20 protein-coding genes are annotated in these 23,807 nt (G+C 63.7%); 7 read left to right on the top strand and 13 right to left on the bottom strand.

Annotation, left to right across the window (positions count from 1 at the left end; genetic code table 11):
- The first annotated feature begins 55 nt into the window (after nt 1-55).
- A complete protein-coding gene (locus CXR25_RS02075) occupies nt 56-556 on the top strand; it encodes a DUF1990 family protein (RefSeq protein WP_096167882.1) in 501 nt (166 codons plus the stop codon).
- Here the strand turns inward: CXR25_RS02075 and CXR25_RS02070 are convergent.
- Nucleotides 553-1,452 carry a LysR substrate-binding domain-containing protein gene (locus CXR25_RS02070; protein ID WP_096158101.1) on the bottom strand — a complete coding sequence of 300 codons (900 nt, stop codon included), beginning with the start codon at nt 1,450-1,452 and terminating at the stop codon, nt 553-555. The two genes, CXR25_RS02075 and CXR25_RS02070, sit on opposite strands and share 4 nt — an antisense overlap.
- 153 nt (nt 1,453-1,605) lie before the next feature.
- Here CXR25_RS02070 and CXR25_RS02065 point away from each other — a divergent pair, with 153 nt between their 5' ends.
- The 3 genes from CXR25_RS02065 (at nt 1,606) to fabG (ending at nt 4,958) form a co-directional block, all read left to right on the top strand.
- Nucleotides 1,606-2,856, top strand: coding sequence for a CaiB/BaiF CoA transferase family protein (locus tag CXR25_RS02065; protein ID WP_125240342.1), 1,251 nt, complete (start codon nt 1,606-1,608; stop codon nt 2,854-2,856).
- Nucleotides 2,857-2,941: 85 nt separating this feature from the next.
- Nucleotides 2,942-4,105, top strand: coding sequence for an acyl-CoA dehydrogenase family protein (locus tag CXR25_RS02060; RefSeq protein ID WP_125240341.1), 1,164 nt, complete (start codon nt 2,942-2,944; stop codon nt 4,103-4,105).
- Nucleotides 4,106-4,157: 52 nt separating this feature from the next.
- Nucleotides 4,158-4,958: a 3-oxoacyl-ACP reductase FabG gene (gene fabG, locus CXR25_RS02055; protein WP_193069933.1), complete on the top strand. Its 801-nt coding sequence runs from the start codon at nt 4,158-4,160 to the stop codon at nt 4,956-4,958.
- A gap of 131 nt (nt 4,959-5,089) precedes the next feature.
- On the opposite strand, the gene CXR25_RS02050 is transcribed toward fabG, so the two are convergent.
- Together CXR25_RS02050 and CXR25_RS02045 are read right to left on the bottom strand one after the other, a co-directional pair.
- Nucleotides 5,090-6,403 carry an acyltransferase family protein gene (locus CXR25_RS02050; protein WP_009883430.1) on the bottom strand — a complete coding sequence of 438 codons (1,314 nt, stop codon included), beginning with the start codon at nt 6,401-6,403 and terminating at the stop codon, nt 5,090-5,092.
- Nucleotides 6,404-6,479: 76 nt separating this feature from the next.
- Complete coding sequence (locus CXR25_RS02045) at nt 6,480-8,429, bottom strand: amidohydrolase (RefSeq protein WP_164513923.1); 1,950 nt, start codon at nt 8,427-8,429, stop codon at nt 6,480-6,482.
- Nucleotides 8,430-8,556: 127 nt separating this feature from the next.
- On the opposite strand from CXR25_RS02045, the gene CXR25_RS02040 reads away from it, so the two are divergent.
- On the top strand, nt 8,557-9,048 hold the full coding sequence (locus CXR25_RS02040) for a hypothetical protein (RefSeq protein ID WP_009883432.1): 492 nt from the start codon (nt 8,557-8,559) through the stop codon (nt 9,046-9,048).
- A gap of 12 nt (nt 9,049-9,060) precedes the next feature.
- On the opposite strand, the gene CXR25_RS02035 is transcribed toward CXR25_RS02040, so the two are convergent.
- The 6 genes from CXR25_RS02035 to CXR25_RS18580 all read right to left on the bottom strand — a co-directional run bounded on the left by CXR25_RS02035 (nt 9,061) and on the right by CXR25_RS18580 (nt 14,849).
- Nucleotides 9,061-9,816, bottom strand: a complete 756-nt coding sequence (locus tag CXR25_RS02035) for an iron ABC transporter ATP-binding protein (protein ID WP_096162449.1) — start codon at nt 9,814-9,816, stop codon at nt 9,061-9,063.
- A complete protein-coding gene (locus CXR25_RS02030) occupies nt 9,813-11,024 on the bottom strand; it encodes an iron chelate uptake ABC transporter family permease subunit (protein WP_226823964.1) in 1,212 nt (403 codons plus the stop codon). The genes CXR25_RS02035 and CXR25_RS02030 overlap by 4 nt, the downstream gene beginning before the upstream one ends.
- An 8-nt stretch (nt 11,025-11,032) precedes the next feature.
- A complete protein-coding gene (locus tag CXR25_RS02025) occupies nt 11,033-12,103 on the bottom strand; it encodes an ABC transporter permease (RefSeq protein WP_226823965.1) in 1,071 nt (356 codons plus the stop codon).
- A 30-nt stretch (nt 12,104-12,133) separates the two neighbouring features.
- Entirely contained in the window at nt 12,134-13,126 is a 993-nt protein-coding gene (locus CXR25_RS02020; protein ID WP_125240339.1) for a siderophore ABC transporter substrate-binding protein, read from the bottom strand.
- Between the two features lie 160 nt (nt 13,127-13,286).
- A complete protein-coding gene (locus CXR25_RS02015; RefSeq protein WP_096146948.1) occupies nt 13,287-14,252 on the bottom strand; it encodes an inositol monophosphatase family protein in 966 nt (321 codons plus the stop codon).
- Between the two features lie 441 nt (nt 14,253-14,693).
- Complete coding sequence (locus CXR25_RS18580; RefSeq protein WP_009883438.1) at nt 14,694-14,849, bottom strand: hypothetical protein; 156 nt, start codon at nt 14,847-14,849, stop codon at nt 14,694-14,696.
- 416 nt (nt 14,850-15,265) lie between these two features.
- Here CXR25_RS18580 and CXR25_RS02010 point away from each other — a divergent pair, with 416 nt between their 5' ends.
- Nucleotides 15,266-18,196 (top strand): FAD-binding and (Fe-S)-binding domain-containing protein, encoded by a 2,931-nt coding sequence (locus CXR25_RS02010; RefSeq protein ID WP_125240883.1) that lies wholly within the window; start codon nt 15,266-15,268, stop codon nt 18,194-18,196.
- A gap of 2 nt (nt 18,197-18,198) precedes the next feature.
- On the opposite strand, the gene CXR25_RS02005 is transcribed toward CXR25_RS02010, so the two are convergent.
- Both CXR25_RS02005 and CXR25_RS02000 read right to left on the bottom strand, forming a co-directional pair.
- A complete protein-coding gene (locus tag CXR25_RS02005) occupies nt 18,199-18,588 on the bottom strand; it encodes a universal stress protein (protein WP_009883440.1) in 390 nt (129 codons plus the stop codon).
- 116 nt (nt 18,589-18,704) lie between these two features.
- Complete coding sequence (locus CXR25_RS02000; RefSeq protein WP_009883441.1) at nt 18,705-19,703, bottom strand: helix-turn-helix transcriptional regulator; 999 nt, start codon at nt 19,701-19,703, stop codon at nt 18,705-18,707.
- A gap of 88 nt (nt 19,704-19,791) precedes the next feature.
- Between CXR25_RS02000 and CXR25_RS01995 the strand changes: the two genes are divergently transcribed.
- Entirely contained in the window at nt 19,792-20,388 is a 597-nt protein-coding gene (locus CXR25_RS01995; RefSeq protein WP_069599348.1) for a mycothiol transferase, read from the top strand.
- Nucleotides 20,389-20,489: 101 nt separating this feature from the next.
- Here CXR25_RS01995 and aceB read toward each other — a convergent pair whose 3' ends face one another.
- Together aceB and aceA are read right to left on the bottom strand one after the other, a co-directional pair.
- A complete protein-coding gene (gene aceB, locus CXR25_RS01990) occupies nt 20,490-22,094 on the bottom strand; it encodes a malate synthase A (protein ID WP_096158094.1) in 1,605 nt (534 codons plus the stop codon).
- A 259-nt stretch (nt 22,095-22,353) separates the two neighbouring features.
- Nucleotides 22,354-23,664, bottom strand: a complete 1,311-nt coding sequence (aceA, locus tag CXR25_RS01985; protein ID WP_069599346.1) for an isocitrate lyase — start codon at nt 23,662-23,664, stop codon at nt 22,354-22,356.
- Between the last annotated feature and the right edge of the window lie 143 nt (nt 23,665-23,807).

Genomic DNA, 23,807 nt, shown 5'->3' with positions numbered 1-23,807 from the left:
AGGAGCGACCGACAATCACAAGGACGAGTTGGCTGGCAGCATCAGGAGATAACGGATGAACCGATTAGAGCAGACCCTCGACCTGGGTCCGGCCGAGCTGCTTCCGCTCGCGCGGGAGGCAGTCCTGACGTGGAAGCTGCAGGAATCTGCCGGTGTGATCGCGCGTCCGGTCCGGCGAGTGCATGTAGGTCAGATCATCGACCTGTGGCTCAATCCGGCCTGGCCGCTGCCTGCAATCCGACTGCGCGGACGTGACCTCACGGTTCCAATCGGCTCCTGCGAAGTCGCCGAGGTCATCGACACGCAACAGGCAGCAGGATTCGTCTACCGCACTCTGCCCAGTCATCTCGAGTCCGGTGAGCAGACCTTCCTCGTGTCCGTCGGTTCGGAGGGTCGCCTCGCCGTCTCCATCACTTCGGAATCCGTTCCCGGGCATCCACTGTTGAAAGCCGCCGCGCCGATGTCGGTTGCGGCACAGAAGATGATGGCTCGGCGATATGCGGCCGGGCTGAAGCGGATGCTGCGGCAGTCGGGCACGCACCCCCGTGCTGCTTAGCCCACGGTCGGCAAGACCTCCTCCGCGAGGGCCAGCACTGCCTCCAGTGACGGTTTGCCGTGGTCGGTTCGGTGCGCCAGGTACAGCGTTGAGGGGGCCTGCTCGACATCGAGTGGCACGGCAACCGTGCCCGCTTCACGCGTATTCGCTGAAACCGAGTCGAAGGTGATCGAGATGCCCAGGCCCGCGGCGACGAGGGCTCCGATCGTCTGCGAGTCCGGGGCCGCCTGGACCAAACGAGGTGAGAAGCCGGCATCGCGGCACAGTCTCATCGTGTTCTCTCGCAGGGTCGAGCTGGGGTGTTCCGGCAGGGTGATGAAGTCTTCGTCGGCAAGGTCCTCGACGCGGAGGGAAGAGTGGGCGGCCAGGCGATGGCCCTCGGGCAGGGCCGCGCACAGGCGTTCAGCCATCACCGGTCGCCCCGTCACTTCCGGTGGCTGCTTGTCCCATCTCACCAGCGCGAGATCAAGGGTTCCGTCGACGAGTCGGGCCAGACCCTCCTCGGCGAAAACATTGGATTCGAGGCTAAAGACGATTCCGGGATTCTGTCTCCGTGAGACCGTCACCAGGCTGGCAGCCAAGGTCCGCGAGGAGGACCGGGCGAATCCGAAGCTGATGCGCCCGGTCTCCCCCGTTGCCGCTCGCTGCACGGAGTCGACCGCAAGGCTCTGGAATTCGATCATCTTCCGCGCCGGCTCAACCAGCGCCTCACCCGCGGATGAGAGCTTCACATTCCGGGTGGTGCGTTGGAACAGTGTGACGCCGAGGTCGTCCTCGAGAGCCCTGATCGTGCGGCTCAGCGGTGGCTGGAGCACACCCAGACGCTCAGCCGCACGGCCGAAATGCAGTTCCTCGGCGACGGCGAGAAAGGCACGCACCTGCTGAATCTCCATCATGTCTCGCTCTCCCGTTCCCCTACGACCACGTCGACTGTTTAAATATCATTTCCGATAACAATCACTTCTCATTATTACTCACTTTGCTATATTGTGGGGTGAAACACTCTGAGGAACTTCAGAGCCGAGCAGAAGTACCGGGAGCGTTCATCGATGAGTGGCGAGAGCACCGCGACCCAGGCACCACCGGATCACGGTCGGGAACCGCAGGGTCCCACCGACAGCGTGACCGATCAGAGCCGCACCATCGACGACTTCCTCCCCCGCGCTGGCAACGGTCCGCTGTCCGGCCAGGTTGTCGTCGATTTCTCCCGCGTCCTCGCCGGCCCCTATTCCACGATGATGCTCGCCGACCTCGGCGCCACGGTCATCAAGGTCGAGGGCCCGGGCGGCGACGACACCAGGAACTGGAGTCCGCCGGTTCGCGATGAGGATGCCACCTACTATCTGTCGATCAATCGGAACAAGTTCGACATCGTCCTCGACTTCTCCGATGCTGAGGATCTGACGGTCGCGCAGAAGCTTGCTGCCAGAGCCGACATCGTCGTCGAGAACTTCAAACCGGGAGGCCTGAAGAAGTTCGGCCTCGACTACGACTCGGTCAAGGACACCAATGCCGAGGTCATCTATGCCTCGGTCACCGGCTTCGGCGCCCACAATCCACTGCCCGGGTACGACCTGCTGGTGCAGGCTATGTCCGGTTTCATGAGCGTCACCGGCAGTCCCGACGGCTCCCCCTATCGTGCCGGCGTCGCGGTCTTCGACGTCATCACCGGTCTGCACACGACGATCGGGATCATGGCAGCGATTCAGCACAAAAATCTCACCGGCGAGGGACAGCTGGTCGAAACCAACCTCATGTCCTCGGCGATGTCGGGCCTGGCGAACCAGTCCGGAGCCTATGCCGCCGCAGGTGTGACACCGACTCGCATGGGCAACGCCCACCCCAGCCTCTACCCGTACCAGCCGATGGCGACAAAGGACGGCGAACTCGTCGTTGCTGCAGCCAACGACGGCCAGTTCGCGGCCCTCGCCAAGGCCCTGGGACGACCGGACTGGGCCGAAGATAACCGCTTTGCCAAGGCCAAGACCCGCAATGCCCACCGTGACGAGCTCGAGCCGGAACTGCTCGAAGCACTCGAAGCCCACACGGCTCAGGAATGGTTTGAGAAGCTCACCGCCGTGGGCCTGCCCTGCGCCCCGATCAACTCGATCTCCCAGGGAGTCGAACGCGCGAAGGACCTCGGCCTCGAGCCGATCGTGGACAGCGGTCGCGGCGAGCGCATCATTCCCACGATCCGCAATCCGATCCGTCTGGCGAAGTCCGAGGTGTCCTACGATCTCGCGCCACCCGAACTCGGGGCCGACTCCGATCAGGTCCGCGCCTGGCTCGACAGCCTCTAGCCCCACCTCGGCGAGGGAACCAGCCACCGCCTCGGCGACCACATCAACCTCACCCCACCACCTCACCACATAAGGAGAACGAAGAATGGATACTTCGGAACTCGATGACGTTCTGTCCATCGTCCGCGAATTCGTCCGCGAGAAGGTCGTGCCTCTCGAACTCGACATCGAGGCCGATGACGCCATCCCGGAGTCGATCATCAAGGAATCCGCTGAGATGGGACTCTTCGGCTGGGCACTGCCCGAGGAGTACGGCGGCCTGGGCATGAACGCCGAGCAGGATGCCCAGCTGGCCATGGAACTCGGTTACACCACCCCGGCGTTTCGTTCCGTGTTCGGCACGAACAACGGCATCGCAGGTCAGGTCCTCGTCAACTACGGCACCGACGAGCAGAAGAGTCAGTGGCTGCCGAAGCTGACCTCTGGTGATGTCGTCGCCTCGTTCGCCCTGACCGAGTCCGAAGCCGGGTCCGACCCCTCGGGCATGCGCACCAGAGCCGTGCGCGAGGGTGACGATTACGTCATCAACGGCAGCAAACGCTTCATCACCAACGCCGAGTCCTCCGATGTCCTCATGGTCTTCGCCCGCACCGACCCGAACGCCAAGGGCTCGAAGGGCATCTCGGTCTTCCTCGTCCCGACGACGACCGAGGGCGTCACAGTCGGATCGCACGATACGAAGATGGGCCAAGCCGGCGCCTGGACCTCGGAGATCTTCTTCGACGACGTCCGCGTGCCCGCCGCGAATCTGATCGGCGGGGAGGAGGAGAAGGGCTTCTACGCCGCGATGGCCTCCCTGAACAAGGGCCGGCTGCACATCGCTGCGATCTGCGTGGGACAGGCCACCCGCATCCTCGACGAATCCGTGAACTATGCCGCCGAGGCGAAACAGGGTGGAGAACCCATCGCCCGGTTCCAGCTCGTCCAGGCCATGCTCGCCGATATCTACACCGAGGTGGCCGCGGCCAAGGCTCTCGTGCTCGCGGCCGCGAAACGCTGGGATGCCGATGAAGACCGGAAGCTGGGACCGAGCTCGGCGAAGCTCTTCGCATCCGAGGCTCTGGGCCGCATCGCCGACAAGGGGGTCCAGATCCAGGGCGGCACCGGCTACATGCGCGAGTCCGCGGTCGAACGCTTCTACCGGCACGCTCGCCTCTTCCGCATCTACGAGGGCACCTCGGAGGTCCAGCGCGTCGTCGTCGCCCGCCAGCTGCTCAAGGGCGCCCACAAACCGCAGTTCAACCTGTAAGCGGTTCACTCCCACCACTCAAGCAACCCGATTCCACAGAAAGAAGGACCCGATGACCGACACAACTGCCGCCCCCGACAGCTCCCCTGCATACGGCATCTCTGAGATCCCCGGCCTGCTCACCAGCAAGGTCGCCGTCATCACCGGCGGCGCTCAGGGGCTCGGCCTGGCCATGGCCCGCAGCCTCGTCAACTCAGGGGCGAAGGTCGTCCTCGGCGACATGAATGAGGAGAGCCTGCAGGCAGCCGTCGCCGAACTCGGCGGTGTCGACTCTGCTGCCGGGGTCGTGTGCAATGTGGCCTCACTGGACAACGTTGAGAAACTCGCCGAGGCGGCCACGACGACCTTCGGTGGCGTCGACATCTGGGTCAACAACGCCGGAATCACCCGCGATGCGACGATCCGGAAGATGACCGAGAAGGAGTTCGACGACGTCATCTCCGTCCACCTGCGCGGAACCTGGAACGGGCTCAAGGTCGCCACCGGTCTCATGCGCGAACAGGACCGCGGCGGCGCGATCGTCAACGTCTCCTCCATCAGCGGCAAGGTCGGCATGCTCGGCCAGTCGAACTACTCGGCAGCGAAGGCCGGCATCGTCGGCATGACGAAGGCCGTGGCCAAGGAGGTCGCATTCAAGGGCATCCGCATCAACGCGATCCAGCCCGGTTTCATCAACACCGCGATGACCGCGGCCATGCCCCAGCACGCCATCGACTCGAAGCTCGCCGAGATCCCCCTGGGCCGTCCCGGTGAGCCCGAAGAGGTCGCCTCGGTAGTGCTGTTCCTGGCCTCCGGCCTCTCCAGCTACCTCACCGGCACCGTCACCGAGATCTCCGGCGGTCGCCACATCTGATCGTCGCGCGTCACTGATCAGCAGATCACCGGCGCCGAGGTGAGCCGACGTCCCCGCGGGGACGTCGGCTCTTCGCTGTGTGGGGTCAACCTCGGCGGGCTGGTGCCGGCTCAGCTTCAGCAGTTGTCGGCTCAACCTCGGCGGGAGAATGTACGTGGGAGTTTGACCACACCGAAGACGAGCATGCCCGCCAACGGCAGCAGCGGCCAGATCCAGGTCACACCGTTGGCGTCGACCATTCCCACGTCTGCCATGATCGCCAGTCCCGCACAGATCGATGCGGCGGCGAGGATCGGCATCCAAATTTTCGGTGCTGGGCGATCATCAGGCTGCGGTGTCTCGAACCGGCCGAAGATCACCACGAGGAGGCCGGTGATCGCGAGCAGCCCCAGGCACCACAGCGGACGGGTCAGCCACCACACACCGGTCAGCGGGGTGGGCAGAAGTGCCTCGGCGTCGAGTGCCAGGAGCACTTGGGCCAGTGCCGTCAGCGCGGTGAGATGCCACAGGAACCAGGTCATGATCCGCTGGTTCACCAGAACGGTGAGCATCCACAGTCCGGGGCTGCGCAGCAGTGCCGCCAGCGGGCGTTGCAGCATGAGCACGATTCCTGCCTGTGCCATTCCGAGGAACGCCATGGTCACCCGGGTCGGGGCCGAGTTGGAGATCGCATCGGTACCGGCGGTGATCATCGAGACCGGGTAGGGGCCGAAGCCGACGAGGAGTCCGAGCCCGATCGCACCGATGGCGAAGAGCAGCAGGCAGCGTTTCAGGCTCGAGAGTCTGCCATCAAGCCACGCGTAGCCGAACTGGTGGAAGCTGGCCCAGACGAGGAGATAGTTGGGGTAGCCGGCCAGGATGCTGCCAGTGGTGATGCTGATGAGGTCGATGATTCCGGCCGCGGCGATGCCGAGGATGATCGACCACCAACCCCACTTCTCCCACAGCATCAGGCAGGGTGGGGCGACGATGGCGACGAGCAGGTAGGCGGCCAGGAACCAAGTGGGCACCAGCGCCATCTGTGAAGCCAACTGCACCGCGGCCGGCTCGGCGCCGGCGCTCAGGGCGATGATGCAGGTGACCAGCCAGACGAGCAGCAGTGGGATCAGCGGCAGTCCCAAACGGCGCAGGCGAGCCCGCAGCCATTCGGCGTAGCCGGTGTTATTCCTCCTGGCCGAACGCCAGGACAGTGCGTTGGAGTAGCCGCCCACGAGGAAGAAGATCGGCATCACCTGGAACACCCATGTCAGCGGGTGAGTCCAGCGGGCTTCATCGAGGAGTCCATGCGGTTCGATGCCTCCGGTGGAGCTGACCGCGATGATCGTCCAGTGTCCCAGCACGACGACGGTGATCGCAGCAGCACGGAGGAAGTCGACCTCGCGGTTGCGGGAAGCGGGGGTGGCGGCATCGATCTTCTGTGCCTGAGCCATGAACGAACGAGGCATGCGTAAGGATCCTTATCGGCAGGACGAGATGAGGGGTGGGCCGTCGCAACGCAACGGTCGGCGGGTGCGCGGCAGGTCAGGCCTGGTACTTCACCTGGCCGCCGACCACGGTCAGTGCGACCGTGGTGTCACGGATCGCCTCGGCGTGGGCGAAGAGCGCTTCCTCGGACTCATAGCCGAGCAGCCCGTCGTGGTCGAGCGTGGTCAGCTCCGTCAGACCCTCGGCGGTGCAGGGGTCGGTGTCGACGACGATGAAGTCAGCGTCCATGCCCGGTGCCAGATAACCTCGGCGATCATCGAGTCCTGCCGCGTACGCGGGGCCGAAGGTGTGCTGCCGAATGGCTTCCGTGGCAGAGAGCCGCCGCCGAGGTTGGAAGCTCGTCGTCGTATCTCCGGAGATGTTGGCCCTGGTCATCGCCGCATAGATCGCGGCGAAGGGATTGGCTGGTTCGACCGGACCGTCGGAGCCGAAGGCCACATGCGCTCCCGCGCTCAGCAGGTCGGGCCAGGCGTAGGCGGCGAGCTGGGCCGATTCGTCGATGAGGTGGAGCAGGTGCAGATCAGAGATGCAGTGGCGTGGCTGCATGGAGGCGATGACGTCGAGTTCGGCGAATCGGGCGACATCGTCCGGTTGGATGAACTGGGCGTGTTCGACCCGGTGACGCAGGGGTCGCTCGAAGCGCTCCTCGGCGTCTTTCGTGGTTTCGCGGAGGCGTTCGAAGACGTTGAGCACGTGGTGGTTGGCCTGGTCGCCGATGGCGTGGATGGCCACCGAGATGCCGGCCTCGGTGGCGAGCCTGGCGTTGTCGAAGAGGTCGTCCTCTGACATCTGGGCGATCCCGTAGTTGGCGTCGACCGCCTCGGTGCTCAGTGCCTCTTCGGGCAGTGATCCGGGGTATGTGTAGTACTCCTGCTCGGATGCTTCTGCGGAGACACCGAGGTCCCCGGATGCGTCGTCCCGCTCACGGTCCGTCGTCTCCACTGCTTCGGCGTCCTGCTCGGCTTCGACGTCCCGCTCGCTGTCGTGTGCGTCATCGTGTGCGTTCGGGTCGGGGAACGGTGAGGACATGTGGCTGGTGTGCGAGCCCAGGGCTCCGTCGGAGAAGAGCTTCAGCCCGCCTCGGTGCAGCCAGTCATCGCCGTCGCCGGTGTGCCATCCGGTTTCGATCGCCCAGGGCACCTCGGGTCCGCGCAGGTATTTCGTGACTCGAATGTGCTGCTGGTCGGCTTCGCGCAGGTCATACCAGCCCAGGGTCGAGGCGATGGAGTCGAAGTCATGGATCCCGGTCAGTCCCTGGGACAGGAACAGCTTCTGGGTGCGGTCGAGTCGTTCGACCTGTTCCTCACGCGTGGGTTCGGGAATGTAGCGGGCCACCAGGTCGGTGGCGTCTTCGCGGACCAGTCCGGTCAGCCATCCCTCGTCGTCGCGCACGAACTCCCCGCCGAACGGATCTGCAGTGAGGTCATCGATGCCGGCGATCTCGAGCCCATGGGCGTTCGTCCAAAGCGTGTGCAGATCGACCGACCACATCGCCACGGGATGGTCGGGCACGGCCTGGTCGAGCAGTTGCCGATCGGGGTATCGCGGGTCATCCCACTTATTGAGGTCCCACCCGGACCCGACCACCCATTCACCGAAGGGCATCTGACTGGCGCGTTCACGGATGGCCTCGACCGCCTCGGCGAGGGATCGGACGTTCGAGAGATCAAGGTCGGTCAGGGAGTCCGCGTAGTGGACGGAGTGCATGTGGGCGTCGACGAGGCCGGGCAGGATGACCTGGCCGGCGCAGTCGATCTCTTCGATCTCGAGGCCTGGAATCACCGTGGTGGCACCGATTCCACCCGCCGAGGCGAGCGCTGCCGTCGTCGAGGATTCTGTGGCGGCGATGTCGAGCAGTTCAGCCCTGGTTCCCACGGCCACGATCTTCTCGCCGTTGACGAGGATCGAGTCGGGTGCGACCGCCGAGGTGGTGTCAGGGGCGGCAGGGTCAAAACTTCGCACGACGGCGTTGGAGAACAGACGCATGAGCACCAGTCTAGAGCGCAGGGACCGCTCTTCCCGGCAGGTGTGCACGGCAGTTCTTCCCCGCCCCGCCGGCCCTGGTGCCGCACTTCCGCACGGCACACTTTCTACCGGGAGTAGAATTCGGGGCATGGCCAATGTTTTCAGCTCTCAGGACACCCGACTCTCCGCTGGTGCCCGCGTCATACTTCCCGCCATCTGGCTCGGTCTCATCATCGGCATCTCGCTGATCGAGGCGCCGCTGAAGTTCACCGCCCCGGGCATCACGATCCCGCTGGGCCTGGGCATCGGCCGACTGGTCTTCACGGCCATGAACTGGGTGGAGATCGGCATCGCCGTGATCCTGCTGTGGTCGGTGCTCAAAGACCATGTGGGCCGGTTGTACCGGTGGTTGGCCTGCGGCATGATCGCCGTCCTCATCATCAAGGTCACCGTCATCCGCCCCCTGCTCAACAACCGCACGGATGCTGTCCTCGCCGGTGTCGACGACGGCGGGTCGAGCTTGCACCTGTTCTACATCGCCGCCGACGGGATCCTCATCCTCGGCCTCGTCACCATGCTCATCGTGGCGGCTCGCCGCTGGGTGTGGGTCCGGCCTGCCGTCGACAACCCGCACTCATAGGTCGACAGCGCTTCAGTAGTAAACAGCCAGCCGGCCGCGGGGCCCGTCGATGACCTCGACCGGGGTGTCGAATACGCGGGAGAGCACCTCGGCGGTCATGATCTCCGCAGGCGTTCCGAACTCCACCACGCTGCCGGTCTTCACAGCACAGATGTGGTCGGCGTAGTGACCGGCGAAGTTGATGTCGTGGAGGACGATGACGATGGTCCGCCCCATTTCGGTGGCGGCCCGACGCAGGTGAGCCATCATCTGCACGGAGTGCTTCATGTCGAGGTTGTTCAGCGGTTCGTCCAGCAGCACGTAGTCGGTGTCCTGGGCCAGGACCATTGCCACGTAGGCACGCTGTCGCTGACCACCGGAGAGTTCGTCGATGAACCGATCTTCGAGTTCGGCCAGTTCGAGGAAGTCGATCGCCTGCGAGATGATCTCCTCATCGGCGGTCGTGAGACGCCCCTTGGAATAGGGGAAGCGGCCGAATCCGACGAGCTGGCGGATCGTGAGCCGGGTGATGAAGTGGTTCTCCTGGCGCAGGATGGACACGATCTTCGCCAGGTCCTTCGACTTTGTGGACGACACGTCGTATCCGGCGACCTCGATCGCCCCGTCGTCGATACCCAGCAGACGCCCGATCATCGTCAGCAGCGTCGACTTTCCGGCACCGTTGGGCCCGACCAGCGCGGTGACTCCCCCGGCGGGGATCTCCACGTCGACGGGTCCGATCTCGACGTCGTTGCCATAGGCCTTGCGGACCTGGTTCAGGGTGATCACAGGCGTCCCTTTCTCATGATGACGATGAGGAATGCGCCGCCGCCGATGACCTCGATGATGATCGACACGACGCCCTCTGCGTAGAACAGGTTCTTCATGACGAAGTACGCCCCGCCCAGGACGACGAACCCGAGGAGGGCCGCCATCGGCAGCACGTATTTGTGGTCATAGGTGTCGGAGAACTGGTAGGCGAGCATTGCGACCAGGAAGCCGAGGAAGATCATCGGCCCGATCATCGACACGGACACCGCCATGAGAATCGAGACGAAGAAGAGGACCTTCATCATTTCGAACTTGTGATTCAGCCCCAGGTTGCTGGTTGTGTCCCGGCCGAGAGCGAGGACGTTGAGTCGCGAGGACATCAAGTAGATCGCAGCGCAGGCGAGCAAGCACAGCGGAATCGAGACCGGCAGATAGCTGGAGTCCGAGTTCGAGACCGAGCCGAAGAGGCGGGCCGCGAGGACGTCGAATTCACTCGGTGTCAGGGTCCGCTGCATGAACGTCGCGATCGATCCGAGCCCGCCGCCGATGACGACGCCGATGAGCAGCATGATCGCAATGTTCCCGTACCTGCCCGAGAGCAGCCACCCGTAGAGCGCCAACGAGAGCCCGACCATGAGCAGCAGCTGCACGGTGAAGGGCACCAGCCCCTTGAGGTCGACGATCGCGGTGACCCCGACGAAGTACATGGCCCCGGTCTGGATGGCCACGTACAGAGATTCGAAGCCCATGATCGAGGGCGTGATGATCCGGTTGTTCGTCACCGTCTGAAACGCCACGGTCGCGAACGCCTGGCACAGGGCGACGATCGCGATGACGACGAGGTTCTTCATCCGCAGCTGCGCGATGAGCCAGAATCCGTCGTCGGTGATCGGCATCGGATTATCCCAGGCCAGGAGGCCCAGAGCGATGGCCGCCGAGGCGATGATGAGGCCGATCATGATCGACCAGTAACGCCACCTGGCCTTGGCAGTCCCCAAAGAGCCGGAAGATCGCCGAGGCTGTTCTCCGGTCGGCGCCAACGCTGACGCGGTCCGTCGCTTCGTCGTCGGCGTGGTCCGTCGCTTCGTCGACGCGGTCCGTCGCTTCGTCGGCGTGGTCCCACGCGTCGCCGTCTTCGACGGGGCGTTCGAGAACGTGGTTGTCTTCCCCTGCTCCGAGCGACTCGTCGTCGGGGAGGTCGTGGATTCTGTCGTCTCTGCGCTCATGGTGCGCCTCAGCCCCGCTTCCGCTGTCGCAGGAGAAGCCCGACGAACACGGCGGCACCGACGACCCCGAGGATGACGGAGACGGGCAGCTCGAAGGGCATAATGATGACTCGGCCGATGAGGTCGCAGATCGTGACGATGGCGATGCCCAGCAGGCACACCCAGGGCAGATTGCTGCGCAGGTCATCGCCGCGGATCATCGACACGATGTTGGGGACGATGAGGCCGAGGAACGGCAGACTGCCGACGACCACCGTGACGACGCCCGTGGCGATGGCCACGAGTATGGTGCCGATGAGGATGACCTGGTTGTAGTTGAGTCCGACGTTCGTCGCGACTTCTTTGCCCAGACCGGCCACGGTGAACCGGTCGGCGGCGATGAAGACCGCGATCACGACGATGACGACGACCCACAGTATCTCGTACTGTCCGCGCAGGATCGAGGTGAAGCTGCCGGCGAACCAGATGCCCAGGCTCTGGAGCATATCGGCCTGGACGGCAACGAAGGTCGAGATCGCCCCGACCACCGCACCGAGCATGATGCCGATGATGGGCACGATGAGCGATGACTTCAGCGAGACCCGGCGCAGGAACAGGAAGAAGACGAGTGTGCCGATGAAGGCGGCGATGATGGCCCCGATCATTCGGGCCAGGATGGAGGCGTCCGGGTAGACGATGACGGTGAGCATGAGGCCCAGCCCGGCCCATTCGGTGGTGCCCGTCGTCGTCGGTTCGACGAATCGGTTCTGCGTCAGCAGCTGCATGACCAGACCGCACATCGCCATCGCCGCCCCGGAGAGGACAAGTGCAATGGTGCGCGGCACACGGGTGATCTGGAACATCTCGGCTCCGCCGTCACCGCCGAAGATGTCGTAGACGCCGGTCAACAGGGAGAGGACGAGCAGCAGCAGGACACCGACGACGCCCGCCGCGAGCTTCCAGCTCAGCAGCGGGCTCTTCACCTCGGCAGAGCCCTTCCTCGCCGAGGTGGCACCACCTCCTGTGGAGACACCGGTATCCGTCGCCGTCGGGCCGACGTCGCCACCGTGAGTGGTGGGGCCGTTGCGTGTACTCGTCATACTCTCGATCTCAATTACAGCTGGGAATCATTACTTCTGCTCTTCGAGCTTGTCTGCGAAGGAGTTGTAGAACTCGGTGTAGGTCTGAATTCCTTCGTTGAGGTAGGTGTCCTGCGGGAAGTAGACGATCTTGTCGTCCTTGATCGCGGGAACGTCCTTGAGCGCTTCGGAGTCCTCGAGGACTTCGGCAGCGGGCGCCGAGCCTTCATCGCGCTCCTCGGGTGCGAATGAGGCATCGCGATCCATGACGACCATGAGATCGGGTTTGGAGTCTGCGATGGCTTCGACCGAGATGTCATCTCCCTGGTGATCTTCGCTGCTCGCCTCGACTTCAAGGGCAGGACTGAGACCGAGGGCGTCGAAGACCGGTCCGACGGTGCGTCCGATCGAGGGTGCGGAATAGCCGATGTCACCCGCCGAGGTGATGAGGCCCATGGCCGTGTCACTGCTGTCATAGGCCGCCTTGGCTCGTTTCACCGAGGCGTCGTAGTCGTCGATGATCTTCTTCGCCTCGTCCTGTTTGCCGAAGACTTCACCCAGGACGGTCGTCTGGCGCTTGAGTTCCGATCCGAAGTCCTCGCCGTCGCGAGGATCGAGCTCGAGCACCGTGGCCTCGGGCGCTAGCTTCGCGAGGTCGTCGTGGAATTGCGCGAATCGCTGGCCATTGATGACGAGGTCCGGCTTGGCCTCGACGATCTTCTCCAGGTCGGGTTCGCGGTGCGAGCCGAGGTCGAGGACCGAGTCGTCCTTCGTGTAGCTGAGGTCCTCGGACATCAGGGAGACCGCGGCGGCGCTGAGTTCGATGTCCCAGGCGTCCAGGGTCTCGAAGGTGCGGTTGTCCGTGGCGACCACCGAGGTGGGAGGACTCACCACGGTCTGCGTTCCGTTGTTGTCTTCGATGTCGATGGTGCTGCTCGAATCGGCGTCGGCGCCGGTGTCCTCGGCGGCAGCTTGGCCACATCCGGCTAGAGCGAGTGCGAACACGCCGGCCAGGGCGCTGAGACGGAGGCGAGACGAAACCATGGTGATCTACTTCCTGCAGATGTCATTGATGTCAGATGAATACGAACCGTGAATTAGCTTAGCCTAAGCTTCACACAATACGTGACAGTACTCTAACATTATTCTTCTCACATTCACGGCGGAAGTAGTCAGCCGTATCGACCTGTCAGATAGGGGCCTGTCAGATCGAGGCGATGAGTCGTCGCGCTTCCTGCTCGGATTCTGCGGCAGCCGTGGGGCCACCGGATCCACCGCGGTGCACAGAAGCGCCGGCCTCGGCGGCAATGACTCCGCCGCCGGCATAGTCATAGATCCCCAGGCCTCGTTCGGCATAGCTGTTGACCTTGCCTTCTGCGAGCATGCACAGGTCAATGGCCGCCGATCCGCAGCGACGAATGTCGTCGTAGCCGTCCATGAGGGTCAGCAGCTTCGCCAGCTGCGGACCGCGATTGTCCCCGGTGTAGGCGAAGCCGGTTGCCAGCAGTCTTCCGGAGAGTCCGGCTGGTGTGCCGTACAGCCGTCGAGCGGGGATGGCCAGCGTCGACCCTCGAGCCTCGGACAGCTGTCCCTCGACGCGGTAGGAGCCCTGACCCTTCGCACCGAGCCACGTGGCATTCAGCCCAGGGGATGCGACGAGTCCGATGAGCCATCCTTCCTCGCCCAGTCCTCGGCCATGGTCTTCGCCTGCCTCACAGACGCCGACGGAGAACGCATAGTGTTCGATGTTGCGCACATAGTTGACGGTGCCGTCGATGGGATCGACGTGCCATTCCAGGGGCTGACCATGGTCGCTCATATCGAGCAGATCATTGCTGCCGGGATCAAAGCAGTTGAGTCGGCTCAGAAGCTGGGTGTCGAAGAAGCCGGTGGGGTCCAGCGCTGGGGCGCCCTCTTCGCCGACCATGATGTCAGCGGGTCGAACCTTCGTCAGGTAGCCGCGGACCAGTGATTCGATCTGCGCATCTGCGAGAGTCACGAGGTCATTGGGTGAGGTCTTCGTGTCCACCACGGAGGCGTCAAGCTGTGCACCGAGGGAACTGCGCCAGGCCACCATCTGCTCCCACGCCATCGTGGCCAGATCCGAGGCGATCCGGATCAGGGGAAGTTCACTGACATCACTGGGCAGAAGGTTTGTCTCGGAGCTCATGGTTCAACTCTAGTCGGCCCTCGCCAACCGCCTCGTGTAACAACACTGCAATACAGATGCGAGTGTGTACTTCTTGTATCTAAGCCGCTCAGGCGCTCTGTCAGGGTCGACTGCCACGGAGAATTCGACCGACTGCGCCTCGTTGCAGGGAACAGAAATCGATGATCCGAAAGCAAACTTTTCGATCACATTCGTTCGCATTCAGAACGAGTCTTCATTACCCGAGTGCAATCGCTCCATTAATGTCGCATGCACGCTCTTCACATGATTTCCACAATAAAGAGGTCTTGTTATCAGATAGTGATAAAACGAATGACTTCACACATGACTCAACGCCCGAGGTGGGCGCCCGCGCTGATCACCTCATTGTGATGCGCGGGCCGCTTGTCCCACCTCGGTCGACCTGCAGCGCTCGGGTGCCTCCACGGCACCCTTTTGGCCTTATTTTGCGGGAGCTGGAACGGACTTGGCGGCATCGGGGCGCTGGACCTGCCCATGCCGACGCACGATCTCCTGCACCGCCTGCGATGAGGTGCCTGCCGCTTCGGCGATGGAACCGAAGGTCGCACCCTCTTCACGGGCACGAAGAATCGCCATCACGTAATCGGTGTTGATTTTTGCTCGTTGACGAGAAACCTTCCGGACTGCACCAACTAAGGCTGTCTGGTCAACTGTTAATTCACGGGCTCGACGCGACATGGTTTCTTCCCTTGCTTACGACTCTGGCTCGATGCCAGCTAATGGTGTAGTTCCATTAAATACCATGCATATGACAATAATCCAATAATTCCCGAATTACAGAAGAGAAGGCACTGTCCCGGTCCTGTTTTATAACAGTTCAATAACATCCCGGCTCCCTCCTGCCCTCTGTACGTCGGTCTGCTCTGTCCGGAGTCGGCACTGTCCCACGCCGAGCGCGGGGAGTACACGGGGCATACGTGAAGTGGCACAATGCGAACATGACGACTTCGGTTCATAGCACTGGTGCACGTCGAACGTCTGCGGAGACAGAGATGTCCCTCGCCGATGTTCTCTCAACCGAGCTGAGGACTGCGGGCGTGCGTGATTTCAGCGTCGATGACACCGATCGTGCCGCCTATACCTCGGATGCGTCCCTGTTCCGCCTGGTTCCGCAGGCCATCGTGTTCCCGCACGACGAAGCAGACGTCTCATCCACACTGGCAGTCGCACGTCGACTGGGTGTTCCCATCACCAGCCGCGGGGCCGGCACCTCGATCGCCGGGAATGCGATCAGCACAGGCATCATCCTCGACTTCTCCCGCCATATGAATGAGGTCCTCTCACTCGACCCCGACGCACAGTCGGCCTGGGTCCAAGCCGGATGCATCCACGCCCACCTGCAGGCGCAGGCACGACCCCACGGACTGCGCTTCGGCCCAGACCCCTCCACCCACACGCGCTGCACGATCGGCGGAATGATCGGCAACAACGCCTGCGGACCACGTGCGCTGGGCTACGGTCGCACCGGCGACAACATCCTCGCCCTGGTCGTCATGCTCGTCGACGGCACCGTCGTCACCCTCGACGACACCGACTCCTCAGAGACGTTCCCGCGCCTGCACGAACTCGTCGCCGGGCAGCTGGGCACCATCCGGACGAATCTGGGCACCTTCTCTCGCCAGGTCTCCGGATATGGACTCGAATCCCTGCTGCCGGAGAACGACTTCGACCTGCGTCTGGCCTTCGCCGGATCCGAAGGCACCTGGGGCATCGTCCTTGCCGCGAAGATGCGTCTGGTCAAAGACCCCGACAACACCGCGGCAGTGGTGCTCGGATATGAGGACATGGTCGCGGCCGCACACGACGCTCCCCTGCTCAAGGGCTTTCCGGTTGCGGCCTGCGAGGGCCTCGACAAGCGCATGCTCGATCGGGTCATCGAGACCAAGGGCGCCGAGGCTGTCCCCCGTCTGCCCGAGGGCGCCGGCTGGCTCGTGGTTGAGCTCACCGGCGAGGACGAAGCCGAGCTGGTGGATGAGACGAAACGACTGATCCGGGAGTCTGCTGCCTTGGACTCTGCCGTGCTGGGTGCCCAGGCCGCCGCCGAGATCTGGGGGATCCGCGCCGATGGCGCCGGTCTCGTGTCGCGGACGCCGGATGGTCGTGACGCCCACGCCGGGTGGGAGGATTCTGCGGTTCCGGTGGACAACCTCGGCGACTACCTGCGTGATCTCATGGAACTGCTCACCGAGCATGGGCTGTGGGGAATTCCCTACGGGCACTTCGGTGACGGGTGCCTGCACATGCGGGTGGACTTTCCGCTCGAGGATCCCGACGGTCCGGAGGTGATGCGGACGTTCATGGTCGCTGCGACGAAGCTTGTGGCCCGCTACGGCGGGTCCGTCTCCGGTGAGCATGGGGATGGTCGGGCTCGGTCCGAGCTGCTGCGTCTCGTCTATCCGCCGGCGGTGCTCGATCTGTTCAAGGAGGTCAAGGAGCTCTTCGACCCGCAGTATCTGCTCAATCCGGGTGTCATCGTCGATCCCGATGCGCTGACCGAGTCGCTGCGACTGACCCAGCTGCCGCTGCGGGAGGAGCTGCCCGGCAGTTTGGCGATGAGCTACGAGGGTGAGTCCGCTGGGTTCGCCTCGGCCGTGCATCGGTGCACCGGTGTCGGCAAATGCCGCGCCGATTCCGCCGACAGCGGTGGCGTCATGTGCCCGTCCTACCAGGCCACCCGCGATGAACGGCATTCCACCCGTGGTCGTGCCAGGGTGCTGCAGGAGATGGTGTCCGGGGATCTCCTCGATTCCTCATGGCAGTCCCCCGAGGTCGCTGACGCCCTCGATCTCTGCCTGTCCTGCAAGGCCTGCGGCACCGAGTGCCCGACGGGGACGGACATGTCCACGTATAAGGCCGAGGTTCTCTACCAGTCCTATAAGGGCAGGCTGCGCCCGATGAAGCACTATTCGCTCGGGTTCCTCCCGCAGCTGGCGCGCGCCATCACTCCCCTGGCGCCGGTGATCAACCGTTTCTCGGGGCTGCCTGGGCTGACGAGCGTGGCCAAGAAGATGGCCGGGATCGATGTCCGCAGGTCCATCCCCCAGTTCGCGGCCACGACCTTCCGCAAGTGGTGGAAGACCTCAGGCTCCACCCCCGCCGAGGTGGGGGCCGGGACGAAGACACGCGAAGTCGTTCTGTTCGCCGATTCGTGGTCGAATCATTTCGCACCGCGCATCCTCGAGGCCGCCGTGGCCGTGCTCGAGCGCGCGGGTGTCACCGTGCGCGTCATCGACCAGACCGTGTGCTGTGGCCTGCCGCTGATCTCAACCGGGCAGCTCGACGCGGCGAAGGCGAATCTGGGTCAGACGATCAGCGCGCTCGATGCCACCGGGGATGTGCCGATCATCGGGGTCGAACCCTCATGCCTGGCGACTCTGAAGGACGATTCGCAGAAGCTCTTGGCGAATGAGGCCTCGGCCCGGGTCGCGGCACGTGTGCAGACCTTCGCCCAATACCTGCTCAGCGTCGGCGCCGAACTTCCGCGCCTGGACGGGGTCGAGGCTCTGGTCCAGCCGCACTGTCATCAGTCGGCGATCTTCGGCAACGCCGCAGACAAGGAACTCCTGGCCAGAACCGGTGCCGCCTCGAAGTTCCTGGGCGGCTGCTGCGGTCTGGCCGGAAACTTCGGCGTCGAAGAGGGCCACTATGAGACCTCGGTCGCCGTGGCCGAAGTGGCTCTGCTGCCGGCGTTGCGCGAGCAGGAGGCACTGCGTGACCGGACCCCGAATGCGGTTGGGGCTGGTGGAGCTGCCGGGACGGGAGCCGTTGAAGGCGATGGTGACCGGACGCGGGTCGTTCTCGCCGATGGCTATTCCTGCCGCACTCAGATCGCCGACCTCAGCAACGCCCAGGGCGTGTCATTGCCGGAGCTGCTCGCCTGGGGTTGGGTCTCGAACCCAGCCGCTAATACAGCGAGGGGCTGAGCTCAGGCCTTGGCAGTGAGGACAGGGACCTCTGCCTCGAGCAGGATCCGCTGTGCCTGTGAGCCGAGGATGAACTTGCCGATCGCCGAGCGTTTGCGCAGTCCGATGACGATGAGCTGGGCGTCGTGCTCTTCGACGAGTTCGTTGAGCGTTCCCGGCAGGTCGTCCTCATGGTCGGGCTGGAGCACCTCAACTTCGACGTCTGAATCCTTGCCGAGAGAGACGATGCGGTCGATGACGTCTTGGTCGATCTCGGTCGGGGTTCCACTGGCTCCGCGTCGTTGGGAGTTGATCACGACAGCATTGCTCGACCGAAGTTTGGCCTCTGCGAAGCCCGCGCGCAGAGCCGCCTCACCCTCAGGAGCAGGAAGATAGCCAATGAGAATCGTCATAACAACAAGTATATTGGCTCGGTCCTGATTCGTTCATTCCCGTATCATCCACAGGACATCCCACGGTCACCGCCGCCGCACCCCGAGACCGGCTGTGCTTCGAATCCGGGCGCACATCACTGCTCGCTCCGTTCGGCTGCCACCATTTCCGTACTGCCGGTTCTGCTCACTTGGGCCGCCCGCTGTCCCAGATCGCGCAGTGCATCCAGCAGTTCCGGTGGCTCGATGACCCGGAAGTCCACGGGAGTCGCTGCCGTGATCACTGCCGCCCACGCCAGGTCCTCGACCCCGAATTCCACGCGGGCACCGTCGCCGGAATTCGTAATCGTCGCTGTCCTTGTCGGGAACCAGGCCTTGGTCTCGGCCACGGTGGCATCGACCTCCAGGATCACCGTGTGGCGGTACGCAGCGGTGGTGACAGCGGAACTCACGGCCACCTCGGCGTCGGGATGGTCCCTGGGGGCGAAGGCGAACGTCGTTTCGTGAATCTCACTCATCCGGTCGAGGCGGAAGACTCGCCAATCGCTGCGGGTGAGATCCCAGCCGTAGAGGTACCAGTGCCCGCCGAGGACGACCATGCGCACCGGCTCCACCCGGCGTTGCGTCGTCTCGGATCTCGTCTCGGATCTGGTGGGGCGTCGTTTCTCATGGGCGAACGTGAGGACGTTTCTCGACGCGATCGCCGAGGTGGTCGTCATCACCGCTGTCATGTCGACTCCGGGTTCGTGACCAGGGAGGACGGACACCGCCGTGCTGATGTCTCCGATCGTCTTGTGCATGACCGGAGGCAGCATTGTGCGCAGCTTCGCGGTGGCCGACTCCACATCAGTCGTGCTCAGCCCGGCTCCGTTGAGCAGGGACAGACCGACGGCCGTGGCCAGCGCTTCACCGGTCTGCAGCTGCAGTGGAGGCAGGACTGTGCGCGAGTGGGCGCGGTATCCGCCGGTCGCTCCGGGGAGGGATTCGATGACATAGCCGAGTTCCCGCAGGCTCGCGATATCGCGACGAACCGAGCGTGGGGTGACACCGAAGTGTGCGCCCAGCTCACCCGCGGTGTAGGTCCGTCCCGCGGCGAGCATCCCCAAGAGGGAGAGCAGGCGAGATTCAACGGTCATAGCGGACATTATATGTCCGCATCGCTGGAGACACTGGTATCAATGATCCGGGGATGACCGGATCGACGACACACGATCAGGAGTTCTCATGGCATTCTTCGCCCCATCAGTCACGACCGAAGCCGACGCGCTGTTCACCTACCTCGAGCAGCAGTGCACGCAGCTCAAGCTCACGGCCCTCGACCTCACCGATGAACAGGCTCGCAGCACTCCGACCACGAGCCCGTTGAGCATCGCGGGTCTGCTGGCCCATGCGGCGCAGGTCCTCAACGGGTGGCTGCTGCAGGTGAAGGAGCCCGAGCGATACATCGATGAAGAGGAGTATCCGACGATCAACGACGGGCTCGGACTCGATGGAATGTTCGATGGTTCAGCGGTTCCCGACCTCGACATCGCCGAGGTGGTGGTGATTTTTGAGAAGAGCATCGCCGAAATCGAGTTGGCTCGTCAGGCTGTCGCAGTCAATGGAACCGATCTGGGCACCGTGGTTCCGATGCCGGGCAATCCCTGGATGCCCAAGGACTTCGTCATGAATGTCCGGTGGATCCTGTGCCATCTCACCACGGAGATCGCTCGTCATGCCGGGCATGCCGACATCATCCGCGAGTCCATCGATGGGGCGATCTCCTACCAGCTCAATGCCCAGGCCGACGGCCAGCCGTGGCCTCCCGCTGAGTGGAGCTGAGCTCTTCCGCTCGAGCTGAGCCAGAACAGAGAAACCCGGATGTCGGACCGCAGCCTGTCGAGTGGCTGTTGTCCGACATCCGGGTAGTCGGTGAGTTCAGATCAGGCCGCGAACACCGCGCCCTTCGACACCCTGTCGACCAGGTGGTCGGAGTAGGCGGGCATCGTGAGGAATTCGGGGAAGTCCTCACCCAGTGCGCTCTTGCGGAAGATCTCAACCGCTTCGGTGTAGTGGTCGGCGGGGTGGCGCTCGATGACTGCGAGCTCCTCGCCCATGTAGCGCTCGACCAGGTCGCGGGTCAGCTGCTTGCCGTTGTCCAAGGTCACCGAGTGGCGGATCCACTGCCAGATCTGGGACCGCGAGATCTCTGCGGTCGAGGCGTCCTCGAGCAGGTTCTCGAGGGCAACGTTGCCGTTGCCGCCCAACCATTCGTTCATGTAGCCGATGGCCACGCGGATGTTGAGGCGAACGCCTTCCTCGGTGACCGTCTTGTCCAGTCCCGACACGTCGAGCATGTGCTCGGCGCAGGCGTGGGCATCGACGCGGCGGTTGTCGAGCTGGTTGGGCTTGTCGCCGAGTGCTGCGTCGAAGACCTCAAGCGCGTCATCGACGAGTCCCGGCTCGGCCACCCAGGTGCCGTCGAAGCCGCGTGAGGCTTCGCGAGCCTTGTCTTCGCGCATCTTCACCATCTCTGAGGCCACGAATTCCTTGTCCGGGTGCGTGGTCATGAGGTTGCTCATGGTGCCGATCGCGTGTGCTCCGCGACGGTGGCAGGTTGAGACGAGACGGTCGGCGAATGCCTGCAGCAGCGGCAGTCCCATGGTCAGGTGCTCACGATCCGGCAGCACCCACTCCGGGGAGTTGCGGAAGTTCTTCACCAGCGAGAACAGGTAGTCCCAGCCGGCCGCGTTGAGTCCTGCACAGTGGTCGCGCAGCTCCCACAGGATCTCTTCCATCTGGAACACAGCGGTGATCGTCTCGATGTGTGCCGTGGCTCGGATGGTTCCCTGCGGCAGACCCATGTAGTCCTGAGCGAAGACGAAGATCTCGTTCCACAGGCGTGCTTCGCGGAAGGATTCGAGCTTCGGCAGGTAGAAGTAGGGTCCCGAGCCGCTGTCGACGAGTCGGCGTGCGTTGTGGAAGAAGTAGAGACCGAAGTCGACCATGGCGCCCGAGGTCTCTGTCTCCCTGCCCTGGCCGTCAACATGGAGCAGGTGCTTCTCGGGCAGGTGCCAGCCGCGGGGGCGCAGTCCGATGGTGGGCTGCTGGCGGTTGTTCACGCCGGGCAGATTGCCGCGGATGGCGTTGAACAGGTTGAGCTGTCCGCCGATGATGTTGGCCCAGGTCGGGCTGGTCGCGTCTTCGAGGTCGGCGAGCCAGACCTTCGCACGGGAGTTCAGTGCCGCAATCACTTCGGGTTCGGAGACGGGGCCGGTCAGCTCAACGCGGCGGTCTTCGAGACCGGGAGCTCCGGTCGAGCCGGCGACCTTCCAGGTGGTGTCGGCCCGGATTCCTGCGGTGTCGGGGGTGAACCTCGGGAACGTGCCGTTCCGGATGCTCTGCGCCTGACGTCCACGGACACCGAGCAGCTTGCCCAAACGGTCGCTGAAGCGATCGTGGAGTGCCGCGATGAAGTTGAGGGCGGACTCCGAGAGGATTGTGTCGAAGCCTGGTTCGATGGGGGCGTTGATTTTGATGTGAGACATGGGGCTTCTCCTCACCCGTCGGAATGTGTGCTGCTGATGTGTGGTGCGATGGCGGTGCTTCGGTACTTCGGTGGTGCGGTGCTTCGGTGGTGCTGCTTGTGTCGCCGAGGTTGTGGTTGGAGCTGTGATGTGTGGTGTGCCGGCGCGGACCAACAGTGCAAACCCCGTGAAAACACTGTCGATCCGCGCCGAGTACTAGGTGACCGGGCCCGGCGAAGCCGGTGTCCGTCCTCGCGTGACCGGTCGGGTCACCGGAGGCTCAGCTGAACTGAGCGGATTCGGTCGAACCGGCCAGAGCTGTCGTCGAGGACTCTGGGTTCAGCGCGGTCGAGACCAGGTCGAAGTATCCGGTTCCGACCTCACGCTGGTGCTTGGTTGCGGTGTAGCCGCGGTCCTCGGCAGCGAACTCGCGTTCCTGCAGCTCGACGTACGAGGTCATCTGGTTGCGGGCGTAGCCGTGAGCCAGATCGAACATCGAGTAGTTGAGCGCGTGGAAGCCGGCCAGGGTGATGAACTGGAACTTGTAGCCCATGGCTCCCAGCTCACGCTGGAACTTCGCGATGGTGGCATCGTCGAGGTGCTTGCGCCAGTTGAACGACGGCGAGCAGTTGTAGGCCAGCATCTGGTCCGGGTACTCCGCGTGGATGGCGTCCGCGAACTTCTTGGCAGCTTCGAGGTCCGGTGTGGAGGTCTCCATCCACAGCATGTCCGCGTAGGGAGCGAAGGACAGTCCGCGGGCGATGCCTGCTTCGATGCCGTTCGTGATCTTGTAGAAGCCTTCGGAGGTGCGCTCACCGGTGACGAAGCGCTGATCGCGCTCGTCGATGTCCGAGGTCATCAGCGTTGCCGCTTCTGCGTCGGTACGGGCGATGACGAGGCTGGGCACGTTCTCGACGTCGGCTGCGAGGCGAGCCGCGTTGAGGGTGCGGATGTGCTGCGAGGTCGGAACGAGAACCTTGCCGCCGAGGTGGCCGCACTTCTTCTCGGAACCGAGCTGATCTTCGAAGTGCACACCGGCTGCGCCGGAGGAGATCATCGAGCGCATGAGCTCGTAGACGTTGATCGAACCGCCGAAGCCTGCTTCTGCGTCGGCCACGATCGGAGCGAACCAGTCGTCGACGTTCTTCTTGCCTTCCGAGGTCTCGATCTGGTCGGCGCGCATCAGAGCGTTGTTGATGCGACGCACGACCTGCGGCACCGAGTTGGCCGGGTAGATCGACTGATCAGGGTAGGTCTGTCCGGCATTGTTCGCATCGGCGGCGACCTGCCAGCCGGAAAGGTAGATGGCGTTGAGGCCGGCCTTGACCTGCTCCACTGCCTGGTTGCCGGTCAGCGCACCGAGTGCGTTGACGTAGTCGCCGGACTTGATGTCGGTGGAGGCCACCTGGTTCCAGAGGCGCTCGGCACCGTGGCGAGCCAGCGTGTGCTCTTCGATCAGCGAACCGCGCAGTTTGACGACATCCTCGGGCTCGTAGTCACGAGCAACTCCCGACCAGCGGGCATTGGTGGCCCAATCGCGGCGGATGGCCTCAGCATCGTGCAAGTTGCTCTGCGTGGTGTTCTCAGTCATTCTCATTCACTCCTCGTCGTTCGGGGTTGGTGAGATCAGTCTGCCGTGACCGCAAGGGGCCCGACAGACATTTCTCCGATGAATAATCGGCAGTTTTCCGGTTTTAGAAATTCCGGCGTTCTGTCATACTGATTTTCAGCGCA

The organism is Brevibacterium aurantiacum (genome assembly GCF_003932995.1).
Taxonomy (GTDB): domain Bacteria; phylum Actinomycetota; class Actinomycetes; order Actinomycetales; family Brevibacteriaceae; genus Brevibacterium; species Brevibacterium aurantiacum.
This window is presented reverse-complemented; position numbering and strand designations above follow the sequence as displayed.